We start from the raw sequence: 12,317 nt of genomic DNA, 5'->3' as shown, positions 1-12,317 counted from the left end.
CGCTACACCGCCCGCCTGCGCGCCACCGCCGTCCACGCTCCCAGGCCGGCCAGCAGGACCGTCCCGGTGCCGATCCCCGCCACGGCGACCAGGCGCAGGGAGTCCGCGCGCGCCGTCCCCTCCGCCGCCCGCGACCCGCCGACGCCGGTCTCGGCCGCCGTCCTGTCCTCCGCGGTCACGGCGAACGGTCCCGCGTCCCCGTCGTATCCGGGGCCGGGCTTCGGCGCGTTCAGCACGTTCACCCGCAGCGTCAGCGGAACCGGTCCGCCGCCGTACTCCTCGGCCACCTCCGGATCGAGCGTGGCCACCAGGTAGTACCAGCCGGCGAACCGCATCCCCTTCGTGGCGCTGTGGAACGAGACCCGGTTCTCGTGCGCCACCGGCCGCTGCGGGCCGAGCGGCAGCGTCGCGGGCTTCCCGCTGTAGCCGACGCCGCCCTCGGCGACCTGGCCGAACGCCGGGTTCACCAGGGTGAGCGACAGCGCGCCGGAGACGTATCCGCCGTCCTTGGTACTGCTCCCCAGCTCGGCGGTGGTGAAGAGCTGCTGCCCCCAGTCGAGGGGCACCCGGTAGAAGAGGGACTCCCCGGGCCGGATGTCGGACCGCCACTCGCCCCGCGTCAGCGGGACGGCCCCGTGGAACCCTGCGCCGCCCTGCCGGGGGCGCGGTCCTCCCGTCGGGGGCGCGGGCGTGCCGGAGGCCCAGGTCTCGGGGAGCCGGGTCGGCCCGGCCTCCTTCAGCGGGGGCTCGGTCAGGTACCGGAGCTCCAGCTCCCAGTCGTCCCGCGAATCCGGCGAATCGCGCTCGACCAGCACGTAGAAGGTGCCCGCCCGCCGACAGCCGGAGGCGCCGCCCGGGCCGGTGACGCGGTGGGCGTACCCGACGAGGGGCCGGGCGTAGTCGTTCGACCCGAACCCCACCCGCTGGGAGTCGCAGTCCGTGCCGGAACCGTCCCGTACGACCACCTTGAAGCCGTCGCCGGCCTTCACCGCGCTGCCGGGACCGGGCACGGCGACCACGGAGACGTACGCGTTCTGCCGGTCGTCGAGGTCGAGCCGGTAGTAGACCTTGCCGTCCTTCGCGAGCGTGTCGCGGTAGGTCCGCCCCGCCGTCAGCGGTACCGCGTCCGAGCTGGTCACGGCTCCCCGCACCCGCTGGGCCGCGGGGTCGAAGGCGTACGACGGGGCGGTGCTCCCCCCGCCCGTGCGGGCCTGGGCGGGCAGCGCCGCCGCTCCCACCGCCGCGGCGGCCGCGATCAGGGCCCCCGCCCTCCGGCCGAGGCCGAACCGCTTCCTCACGCGCCCCTCCTCTTCGCTGAAGCAATCAAATTATTCGCTCAGGCAAATTCGGGGAGAGCGGGGTCCGGTCCGGACCGCCCCCCGGACAGAGCGAAGCCCCGGCCCGCTCGCGCGCGGCCGGGGCTTCACCCCCAGACAAAACTCTTCTCAGACACCCGAACCTGCGGGCACGGAGTCGGTCGCCTCCGTCCACAGATCCTGCTCGGCGCGATCCGCCTGGATCTGGCGGTACACGAGGAGCCCGCCGATGGCGGCCAGTGCGACCAGGAGAAGCTTCTTCACCGCGCGACCTCGTCTTTCGTTGACGTAGGAGACTTCTGACGCCCACTCTACACATCGACCGATACCGATCGGTGACCTGTACGAGGTTCAAACCCACGATGCGGCCCGTCCGCCCGGGAAAACGACATCGGCCCGGACGGGAAACCGTCCGGGCCGATCGAAAATGTGGGGCTAACAGGATTTGAACCTGTGGCCTCATCCTTATCAGGGATGCGCTCTAACCAACTGAGCTATAGCCCCGCCGCGCTCTGCGGAGTGTGTCCCGCGCGCTGACTCCTGAAGATTAGCGCACGTGGGGGCCAGTCCCAAAATCGGTTCCCCGGGCCGGCCCCGCACGTCCTACTCGTCCTCGGCGAGCGTCAGCTCCACACCGCCCACGAAGCCGGCCGACAGGTTGTAGATGAACGCGCCCAGGGTCGCCAGAGCGGTCATCAGGACCACGTCGATCACGGCGATCACCGAGGTGAACATCAGCACCCGCGGCAGCGACAGGAAGGACTGCAGGTCGAAACCGTTGGACTCGTTCGAGCCCGTGGCCTCGCTGATCGTCCCGCCGATCGTCGAGAAGACGCCCATGGCGTCCATGACCATCCACAGCACCGCGGCGGCCACGACCGTGCAGATGCCCAGCGCGATGGAGAGCAGGAAGCTCACCTTCATCACCGACCACGGATCGGCCTTCGCCACCCTCAGCCGCGCCTTGCGCGTCCGGGGCGTCGTGCGCGCCCCGGTGCGCGGCCGGCGCACGGCTCCGTCCCCCTTGCCGCCCGGCGCCGGAGCACCGTACGCCTGCGGCGGGTGGTAGGGCCCGCCCGACGACTGCTGCGCGCCCGCGCGCTCGCCGGGCAGCGGCCCGTTGTAGGTCTCGTACGGGGGCTGCTGCCCCCGGTTGTCCGTCACCGCAACCCCCTGGGAGTCCGTGGCGGAGCCACGGGCGCCGTTCGCTCCAGCACCTGCAGAAGCTCCGGCGGCCGCCGATCCGGCGCCCGTGGCTCCACTCACGTTCTTACTCCTCGTGCTCCCCGGCCGGAGGCTCCGTGCCCCCGGCTGTCCCGCCCTCGACCACTCCGGTCTCGGACACCTCGACCATGTCCTCGGCCCCGTCGGCGTCGTCGACCTCGTCGTCCTCGCCGCCGGCCTCGGCGTTCCGCGCGATGCCGACGACGGCGTCGCGCTTGCCCAGGTTGATCAGCTGGACGCCCATGGTGTCACGGCCGGTCTCCCTGACTTCATTGACTCGCGTACGAATCACACCGCCGGACAGCGTGATGGCGAGGATCTCGTCGGTCTCCTCCACCACCAGCGCTCCCACGAGCGATCCGCGGTCCTCCACGATCTTGGCGGCCTTGATGCCGAGGCCGCCACGGCCCTGGACGCGGTACTCGTCGACGGGAGTGCGCTTGGCGTACCCGCCGTCGGTCGCGGTGAAGACGAACGTACCGGGCCGGACGACATTCATCGAGAGCAGCTCGTCGTCCGCGCGGAAACTCATCCCCTTGACACCCGAAGTGGCGCGTCCCATCGGACGCAGCGCGTCGTCCGTGGCGGTGAAGCGGATCGACTGCGCCTTCCTGCTGATGAGCAGCAGGTCGTCCTCGGCGGAGACCAGCTCGGCGCCGATCAGCTCGTCGTCGTCGCCGTTCTCCAGTTCGCGCAGGTTGATCGCGATGACGCCGCCCGAGCGAGGCGAGTCGTAGTCCTTCAGCGCGGTCTTCTTCACCAGGCCGGCCTTGGTGGCGAGCACCAGGTAGGGCGCGGCCTCGTAGTCGCGGATCGCCAGGATCTGGGCGATCTGCTCGTCCGGCTGGAAGGCCAGGAGGTTGGCCACGTGCTGGCCGCGGGCGTCCCGGCCGGCGTCCGGCAGCTCGTACGCCTTGGCCCGGTAGACCCGGCCCTTGTTGGTGAAGAAGAGCAGCCAGTGGTGGGTGGTGGAGACGAAGAAGTGGTCGACGATGTCGTCCTGCTTCAGCTTCGTGCCCCGGACGCCCTTGCCGCCGCGCTTCTGCGAGCGGTAGTCCTCGGTCTTCGTCCGCTTCACGTAGCCGCCACGCGTGATGGTGACGACGATGTCCTCCTCGGCGATCAGGTCCTCGATGGACATGTCGCCGTCGAAGGGCACCAGCTTGGAGCGGCGGTCGTCGCCGAACCGCTCGACCAGCGCGGCCAGCTCCTCGCTGACGATCGCCCGCTGGCGCTCCGGGGAGGCCAGGATGGCGTTGTACTCGTTGATCCTCGCCTGGAGCTCGTCGTGCTCGGCGACGATCTTCTGGCGCTCCAGGGCGGCGAGGCGGCGGAGCTGCATCTCCAGGATCGCGTTGGCCTGGATCTCGTCGATGCTCAACAGGCCCATCAGGCCGCCGCGGGCGGCCTCGACCGTGTCGCTGCGCCGGATCAGCGCGATGACGTCGTCGATCGAGTCGAGCGCCTTGAGCAGACCGCGCAGGATGTGGGCGCGCTCCTCGGCCTTGCGCAGCCGGAAGCGGGTCCGGCGGACGATGACCTCGATCTGGTGCGTCACCCAGTGGCGGATGAACGCGTCGAGCGAGAGGGTGCGCGGCACGCCGTCGACGAGCGCCAGCATGTTCGCGCCGAAGTTCGTCTGGAGGTCGGTGTGCTTGTACAGGTTGTTGAGGACGACCTTGGCGACGGCGTCGCGCTTGAGCACGATGACCAGGCGCTGGCCGGTCCGGGACGAGGTCTCGTCGCGGACGTCGGCGATGCCGCCGATCTTGCCGTCCTTCACCAGGTCGGCGATCTTCTGCGCGAGGTTGTCCGGGTTGGTCTGGTACGGCAGCTCCGTGACCACCAGGCACTGGCGGTTCTGGATCTCCTCGACCTCGACCACCGCGCGCATCGTGATGGAGCCCCGGCCGGTGCGGTACGCCTCCTCGATGCCCTTGCGGCCGACGACGAGCGCGCCGGACGGGAAGTCGGGGCCCTTGATCCGCTCGATCAGCGCGTCGAGCAGCTCCTCGTGGGACGCGTCGGGGTGCTCCAGGGCCCACTGGGCGCCGGCCGCGACCTCGCGCAGGTTGTGCGGCGGGATGTTGGTCGCCATGCCGACGGCGATGCCGGCGGAGCCGTTGACGAGCAGGTTCGGGAACCGGGCCGGCAGGACCGTCGGCTCCTGGTTGCGGCCGTCGTAGTTGTCCGTGAAGTCGACGGTCTCCTCGTCGATGTCGCGGAGCATCTCCATCGACAGCGGCGCCAGCTTGCACTCGGTGTAGCGCATGGCGGCGGCCGGGTCGTTGCCCGGGGAGCCGAAGTTGCCGTTGGAGTCGACCAGCGGCATGCGCATCGACCAGGGCTGGGCGAGGCGGACGAGCGCGTCGTAGATCGAGGAGTCGCCGTGCGGGTGGTACGTGCCCATGACGTCGCCGACGACGCGGGCGCACTTGTAGAAGCCCTTCTCGGGCCGGTAGCCGCCGTCGTACATCGCGTACAGCACGCGCCGGTGGACGGGCTTGAGGCCGTCCCGCACGTCGGGCAGCGCGCGGGACACGATGACGGACATCGCGTAGTCGAGGTACGAGCGCTGCATCTCGGTCTCGAGCCCGACGGGCTCGATCCTCAGCGCGCGCTCCTCCTCGGTGAGGGCGGAGGCGGCGCGGGAGATGTCGTCGCCGTCGGGGGCAGGAGTGTTCTGGTCGGCCATGGCCGGTCGTCAGTCCTTTCGTACGGTCAGCGGGGACCGACTCAGATGTCGAGGAAGCGGACGTCCTTGGCGTTGCGCTGGATGAAGGAGCGCCGGGCTTCGACGTCCTCACCCATCAGCACCGAGAAGAGGTCGTCCGCCTGGGCGGCGTCGTCCAGCGTGACCTTGCCGAGCACGCGGTGGTCCACGTCCATGGTGGTGACGCGCAGCTCCTCGGCGTTCATCTCGCCCAGGCCCTTGAAGCGCTGGATCGAGTCCTCGCGGATCCGCTTGCCGTTCTGCTTGCCCAGTTCGACCAGGGCGTCGCGCTCCCGGTCCGAGTAGGCGTACTCGAAGTCGTCCCGGCCCCACTTGATCTTGTAGAGCGGCGGACGGGAGAGGTAGACGTGACCGGCCTCGACGAGCGGGCGCATGAAGCGGAAGAGGAACGTCAGCAGCAGGGTGTTGATGTGCTGGCCGTCGACGTCGGCGTCCGCCATCAGGATGATCTTGTGATAGCGGAGCTTCTCGATGTCGAAGTCCTCGTGGACGCCGGTGCCGAAGGCGGAGATCAGCGCCTGGACCTCGGTGTTCTGGAGGATCTTGTCGATCCGGGCCTTCTCGACGTTCAGGATCTTGCCGCGGATCGGCAGGATGGCCTGGTACATCGGGTTGCGGCCGGACTTGGCCGAACCGCCGGCGGAGTCGCCCTCGACGATGAAGATCTCGCACTTGGTGGGGTCGTTCGACTGGCAGTCGCTCAGCTTGCCGGGCAGGGACGCCGACTCCAGCAGACCCTTGCGGCGGGTCAGGTCGCGCGCCTTGCGGGCGGCGACGCGGGCGGTGGCCGCCTGGATCGACTTGCGGACGATGTCCGCGGCCTCGACCGGGTTGCGGTCGAACCAGTCGGTCAGGTGCTCGTGGACGACCTTCTGCACGAAGGTCTTCGCCTCGGTGTTGCCGAGCTTGGTCTTCGTCTGGCCCTCGAACTGGGGCTCGCCGAGCTTGACCGAGATGATCGCGGTCAGGCCCTCGCGGATGTCCTCGCCCGAGAGGTTGTCGTCCTTCTCGCGCAGCAGCTTCTTGTCGCGCGCGTAGCGGTTCACCAGACCGGTGAGCGCGGCGCGGAAGCCCTCCTCGTGCGTACCGCCCTCGTGGGTGTGGATCGTGTTCGCGAAGGAGTACACCCCCTCGGTGTACTGCGAGTTCCACTGCATCGCGATCTCGACCGAGAGCAGCCGGTCCTTGTCCTCGGCCTCGATGTCGATGACCGTGGGGTGGATCAGCTCGCCCTTGCGCGAGTTGAGGTACTTGACGAAGTCGACGATGCCGCCCTCGTAGTGGTACCGCACCGTGCGGGCCTCGGGCGCGGTCGCCTCCGCGTCCGGGTCGTCGGCGCCGACCGTGGCCTTCGCGGACTCGCGCTCGTCCGTCAGCGTCAGGGTGAGGCCCTTGTTGAGGAAGGCCATCTCCTGGAAGCGGCGCGCGAGCGTCTCGAAGGAGTAGTCGGTGGTCTCGAAGATGTCCGGGTCGGCCCAGAACGTCACCGAGGTGCCGTGCTCGTCGGTCGCCTCGTGCTGCGCGAGCGGCTCGACCGGGGCGCCCATCTTGTATTCCTGCGTCCAGCGGTGGCCGTCGGTCTTCACCTCGACGGCGACCTTGGTGGACAGGGCGTTCACGACCGAGACGCCGACGCCGTGCAGGCCGCCGGAGACCGCGTAGCCGCCGCCGCCGAACTTGCCGCCCGCGTGCAGGACGGTCAGGACGACCTCGACGGCCGGCTTGCCCTCGGACGGGACGATGCCCACCGGGATACCGCGGCCGTTGTCGACGACGCGCACGCCGCCGTCGGCGAGGATCGTCACGTCGATGGTGTCCGCGTGCCCGGCCAGGGCCTCGTCGACCGAGTTGTCGACGACCTCCTGCACCATGTGGTGCAGACCGCGCTCACCGGTCGAGCCGATGTACATGCCAGGGCGCTTGCGCACGGCATCCAGGCCCTCGAGAACCTGGATGTTGCTGGCGGTGTACTGGTTGTTCTCGTTGGGATTGCCGGAATCGGCCACGAAGCGCCCTTTCTGGCACAGCACAGGCCGTTCTCCGGGCATACGGGAGCGGCTGCGTCGTTCGACATGTTCCGCAGGGTGGCGGGATTGTCTTCCAGTCTACCGGTAGCTCTGACACTCATGGGGGTTTGCCGGTACCTGAGTACGCATGTGCCGCCCTCGACGGGAGCGAGACGACTCCCCATATCCGGGGAGGGGCTTCAGAGCCCCCTGACGGCCACCCAGCGCTTCGCCTCGTAGCGCGTTGTGGGCATCCGGTCCGGTCCTGTCGCGAGAGGCCGGTCCGGTCCCGCCGGGGGCACCCGGTCCGGCCCGTCGCGGGGCGTGGTCCGCGCCCCGCGCGAGACCCCGGGCGGGCCCGGTGGGAGCCGAGCGGAGGGGGCGTGCGGCCCGGGGAGCGAGGGCCGTCCGGTGGTCCGGGGCGGGCCCGGTGTCTCGGACTGGGGCGCCGGGCCGCACCGGGCCGCGGCGGGTACGGCGGTCGGGACGGCCCGAGGGGACGGAACCGGGGCCGCCGGGGTGGTGCCGGACCGGGGCTCAGCCGTACGTGTCGCCGGGGCCCACCGATCCCGGCGCCCGCAGCGGCCCGTAGCCCCGCCTCGGCGCCCCCGGCCCCAGGACCTTGATCACCCGTACCGTTCCGTGCCCCAGGTCCTCGTTGAGCCGCGCCACCAGGCGGGGCGCGAGGAGCCGCAGCTGTGTGGCCCACGCGGTCGAGTCGCACTGCACGGTGAGGACCCGGGCGTCCGGATCGTCGTCGTACCTCAGCGGTACGCAGTGCTTCGCCAGGTCCTCGCCGACGATCTGCGGCCACCGGCCCATGACCCCGCCAACCGCCGCCGGTGTCTCCCAGCCCCGCTCGGTGATCAGCCGGTTGATCGCGGCACCGAGTGCCATCGGGTCGCGCCCGTCGGCACGCGCGCCGGAACGCAGCCCGCCGCCGCGCCGGGCCTGCTTCTTCTGCTGGGCGGCCGCACCCCGCGCCTTCGCCTGCTCCTTGGCGGCGCGCAGCGCGACCCGGGCGAGGTCGACGCCCGAGGGTTCGGGGGCCGCGGCGCTGTCCACAGGCTGGGGACGGTTCTTCTCGCTCATCCGCGCTCCACGGTCATACGCGTTCCACTGCCCCTCCGGCCACCGCGTACCGCGCCCCCGCCAGGACGCCCGGCACGTCGTCGTCGACGGCGGCCGTCACCAGGACCTGCTCGCCGTGCGCCACCAGCTCCGCCAGCCGTTCGCGCCGGCGCGCGTCCAGTTCGGCGAAGACGTCGTCGAGGACGAGGACCGGCTCGTTGCCCTCGGCCCGCAGCAGGTCGTAGGAGGCGAGCCGCAGCGCCAGCGCGTACGACCAGGACTCGCCGTGGCTCGCGTACCCCTTCGCGGGCAGGTCGCCGAGCTTGAGCAGCAGCTCGTCCCGGTGCGGTCCGACGAGCGTGACGCCCCGCTCGATCTCCTGCGTGCGGACCCCGGCGAGGGCGGCGAGCATCTGCTCGTACAGCTCCTCGCGCGTGCTTCCGGCGCCGGGGGCGGAGGACCGGTACTCCATCAGGACCGGCCCGCCGGAGGGCGCGAGCCGGTCGTACGCCTTGTCCGCGAGCGGCTGGAGCGCCCCGACGAGGTCGAGGCGCTGGGCGAGCAGTTCGGCGCCCGCCCGGGCCAGGTGCTGGTCCCAGACGTCCAGGGTCGACAGGTCCATGGCCCGGCCGCCGTGCCGCCGGGCCATCGCGGTCGACTTCAGGAGGGTGTTGCGCTGCTTGAGCACGCGCTCGTAGTCGGCGCGCACGCCCGCCATGCGCGGCGCGCGCGCCGTGATCAGGTCGTCGAGGAAGCGCCGGCGTTCGCCGGGGTCGCCCTTCACCAGGGCGAGGTCCTCGGGCGCGAACAGCACGGTCCGTACGATCCCCAGGACGTCACGCGGCCTGACCTGCGAGGACCTGTTGATACGGGCGCGGTTGGCCCGCCCCGGGTTGAGTTCCAGCTCGATCAGCTGGGAGCGCTCGCCCTGGGTGACGGCGGCCCGGACGATCGCGCGCTCCGCCCCCATCCGCACGAGCGGGGCGTCGGAGGCGACGCGGTGGCTGCCGAGGGTCGCGAGGTAGCCGACGGCCTCGACCAGGTTGGTCTTGCCCTGGCCGTTGGCGCCCACGAAAGCGGTGACGCCCGGGTCGAGCGGGACCTCGACCCGGGCGTAGGAACGGAAGTCGGCCAGCGACAGATGCGTGACGTGCATGGTTGGGCGCCGACCTTCCCCGGCTGCCGTGCACCGCCGGGTGCACAGCCTGTGGATTACTTCTTCGTCTCGACCGCGTGGCCACCGAACTGGTTGCGCAGCGCGGCGATCATCTTCATCTGCGGGGAGTCGTCCTGCCGCGAGGCGAACCGCGCGAACAGCGAGGCGGTGATCGCCGGCAGCGGTACGGCGTTGTCGATGGCGGCCTCGACGGTCCACCGGCCCTCGCCGGAGTCCTGCGCGTAGCCGCGCAGTCCGTCCAGGTGCTCGTCCTCGTCCAGCGCGTTCACGGCGAGGTCGAGCAGCCAGGAGCGGATGACCGTGCCCTCCTGCCAGGAGCGGAAGACCTCGCGCACGTCGGTGACGGAGTCGACCTTCTCCAGGAGTTCCCAGCCCTCGGCGTACGCCTGCATCATGGCGTACTCGATGCCGTTGTGGACCATCTTCGCGAAGTGGCCGGCGCCGACCTTGCCCGCGTGGACCGAGCCGAAGTCGCCCTCGGGCTTGAGCGCGTCGAAGACCGGCTGGACCTTCGCCACGTTCTCGGCGTCGCCGCCGTACATCAGCGCGTAGCCGTTCTCCAGGCCCCACACGCCGCCCGAGACGCCGCAGTCGACGAAGCCGATGCCCTTGGCGGCCAGCTCCTCGGCGTGCTTCTCGTCGTCCGTCCAGCGCGAGTTGCCGCCGTCGACGACGACGTCGCCGGGGGAGAGCAGCTCGGCCAGCTCGTCGATGGTGGACTGGGTCGCGGCACCGGCCGGGACCATGACCCACACGACGCGGGGGCCCTTGAGCGTGTTCACCAGCTCTTCGAGGCTGTGGACATCGGCGAGGTCCGGGTTGCGGTCGTATCCGATGACGGTGTGGCCTGCGCGGCGGATGCGCTCGCGCATGTTGCCGCCCATCTTGCCGAGACCGACGAGACCGAGCTCCATCAGAGATTCCTTAAGCGTCGTGTGCGGTTCGTACCCGCGTCCGAGCCTACGCCCGGACGCGGGTGCACACCTGTGGGGTCGGCCGCTCAGGCGAAGCCCCGGAGGACCGGGGCCGGCCGGGGCTTCGCCCCCTCCCGGGGACGTCGCCGGCCCCCGGGCCGGCGACGTCAGCCGCTGAGGCGCACCGGCATGATCAGGTACTTGTACGCCTCGTCCGCCTCGGCGTCGACGGCCGCCCTGCCGCTGAGCAGCGCCGGCTTGGTGGAGGTGGTGAAGGAGAGCTGGGCGACCGGGGAGTCGATCGCGCTCAGGCCGTCGAGCAGGAAGGTCGGGTTGAAGGCGATCGAGATGTCGTCGCCCTCCAGCTGGGCGTCGACCCTCTCCACAGCCTGTGCGTCGTCGCTGGAGCCCGCTTCCAGGATGAGCACGCCCTGCTCGAAGCTCAGCCGGACCGGGGTGTTGCGCTCGGCCACCAGGGCGACACGCTTGACGGCCTCGACGAAGGGGGCGGTCTCGATCACCGCGACCGAGTTGAACTCGGTGGGGAAGAGCGTCCGGTACTTCGGCAGGTCGCCCTCGAGCAGCCGGGTGGTGGTGCGGCGGCCCGCGCCCTCGAAGCCGATGAGGCCCTCGCCCTTGCCGGAGCCCGAGAGCGCCAGGGTGACCGTGTCACCGCTGGTGAGCGCCTTGGCGGTGTCCAGGAGGGTCTTCGCGGGCACCAGGGCGACCGCGGAGGCGTCCGGGGACTCCGGCTTCCACAGGAACTCGCGGACGGCGAAGCGGTAGCGGTCGGTGGAGGCCAGGGTGACGGTGTCGCCCTCGATCTCGATGCGCACACCGGTGAGGACGGGAAGCGTGTCGTCACGGCCGGCGGCGATGGCCACCTGCGCGGCGGCGGAGGCGAAGACCTCACCGGGGACGGTGCCCGTCGCGGTGGGCATCTCCGGCAGTGCCGGGTACTCCTCCACGGGCAGGGTGTGGAGGGTGAAGCGGGAGGAGCCGCAGACCACGGTCGCCCGTACACCGTCTGTGGAGATCTCCACGGGACGGTTGGGGAGGGCGCGGCAGATGTCGGCGAGCAGGCGGCCGGAGACGAGGACGGTGCCGTCCTCCTCGACCTCGGCCTCGACGGAGACCCGCGCGGAGACCTCGTAGTCGAAGCTCGAGAAGCTCAGGGCGCCGTCCTCGGCCTTCAGCAGAAGGCCCGCGAGTACGGGCGCCGGCGGACGGGCCGGGAGGCTGCGGGCCACCCAGGCCACCGCCTCCGCGAGTACATCGCGCTCCACCCGGATCTTCACCGGAACCGCCTCCTGCTGTTGCTGGCTCTTCGTCGACTGCGGGATCCAGTCTGACGTACGCCGCCGACACTCGGTGCTGCTCGGGGTCAAGTCGCGTCGAGGGGCGGCCGGGGCTCCGGCGCCGAGTTGTGCACAGGCCCCACTTCGAAGCGGATTCCGGGCTAACTCTAGGTGGGAGTAGTAGTAGGGCCTGTGGAAACCGTGGATAACCCCGTCTGCGCAGGTCAGGCCCAGTTTTTTGTCCACCGCGCCTGTGGGTGGAGCCGGTGGACAACCCGGGGCTTCTGTGGACACCCGAAAGTTCTGCACACCCCATACACAGGCCACGGGGACTTCTCCCCAACACCGTCCCCAGCTTTACCCCGGTTGCCCACAGCCCAATCGTCTCCCTTGGTGTGACGGCTTTCACTCTTCGAGGTGAGGAGGGGTGTTTCGTTGCCGAACAGTGGACAGGGCTGTGGAGAAGCTGTGGGCAACAGTCCCCTCCCTGTGGGCGGCCGGTGGACAACTCTGAAGGCCCTCTGTGGACGAAAACTTCATCCACAGGCTGTGGAGAAACTTTTCCAACAATTCCCCA

At 70.5% G+C, this 12,317-nt stretch carries 9 protein-coding genes and 1 tRNA gene; all 10 read right to left on the bottom strand.

From position 1 onward, the window contains the following. Window positions 1-2: 2 nt before the first annotated feature. Entirely contained in the window at window positions 3-1,298 is a 1,296-nt protein-coding gene (locus tag ACZ6AQ_RS22930) for a hypothetical protein (RefSeq protein WP_468761812.1), read from the bottom strand. A 147-nt stretch (window positions 1,299-1,445) separates the two neighbouring features. Beyond that, complete coding sequence (locus ACZ6AQ_RS22925) at window positions 1,446-1,580, bottom strand: DLW-39 family protein (protein ID WP_003958712.1); 135 nt, start codon at window positions 1,578-1,580, stop codon at window positions 1,446-1,448. A gap of 166 nt (window positions 1,581-1,746) precedes the next feature. Further along, window positions 1,747-1,820: transfer RNA gene (locus ACZ6AQ_RS22920), tRNA-Ile, on the bottom strand. A gap of 99 nt (window positions 1,821-1,919) precedes the next feature. Further along, window positions 1,920-2,582: a DUF3566 domain-containing protein gene (locus tag ACZ6AQ_RS22915; protein WP_388695104.1), complete on the bottom strand. Its 663-nt coding sequence runs from the start codon at window positions 2,580-2,582 to the stop codon at window positions 1,920-1,922. A gap of 4 nt (window positions 2,583-2,586) precedes the next feature. After that, the gene (gene gyrA / locus ACZ6AQ_RS22910) at window positions 2,587-5,235 is read right to left on the bottom strand and encodes a DNA gyrase subunit A (RefSeq protein ID WP_468761810.1); all 2,649 of its coding nucleotides are present in this window, start codon (window positions 5,233-5,235) and stop codon (window positions 2,587-2,589) included. A 41-nt stretch (window positions 5,236-5,276) separates the two neighbouring features. Further along, window positions 5,277-7,304, bottom strand: coding sequence for a DNA topoisomerase (ATP-hydrolyzing) subunit B (gene gyrB / locus ACZ6AQ_RS22905; RefSeq protein ID WP_388695107.1), 2,028 nt, complete (start codon window positions 7,302-7,304; stop codon window positions 5,277-5,279). Window positions 7,305-7,817: 513 nt separating this feature from the next. Then, window positions 7,818-8,372 carry a DciA family protein gene (locus ACZ6AQ_RS22900; protein ID WP_468761808.1) on the bottom strand — a complete coding sequence of 185 codons (555 nt, stop codon included), beginning with the start codon at window positions 8,370-8,372 and terminating at the stop codon, window positions 7,818-7,820. 13 nt (window positions 8,373-8,385) lie between these two features. Continuing rightward, window positions 8,386-9,507: a DNA replication/repair protein RecF gene (recF, locus tag ACZ6AQ_RS22895; RefSeq protein ID WP_468761806.1), complete on the bottom strand. Its 1,122-nt coding sequence runs from the start codon at window positions 9,505-9,507 to the stop codon at window positions 8,386-8,388. 56 nt (window positions 9,508-9,563) lie between these two features. After that, a complete protein-coding gene (gnd, locus tag ACZ6AQ_RS22890; protein ID WP_468761804.1) occupies window positions 9,564-10,442 on the bottom strand; it encodes a phosphogluconate dehydrogenase (NAD(+)-dependent, decarboxylating) in 879 nt (292 codons plus the stop codon). Window positions 10,443-10,609: 167 nt separating this feature from the next. Next, a complete protein-coding gene (dnaN, locus tag ACZ6AQ_RS22885) occupies window positions 10,610-11,740 on the bottom strand; it encodes a DNA polymerase III subunit beta (protein ID WP_468761803.1) in 1,131 nt (376 codons plus the stop codon). Between the last annotated feature and the right edge of the window lie 577 nt (window positions 11,741-12,317).

It is taken from the genome of Streptomyces sp. NPDC041191 (genome assembly GCF_055591945.1).
This window is presented reverse-complemented; position numbering and strand designations above follow the sequence as displayed.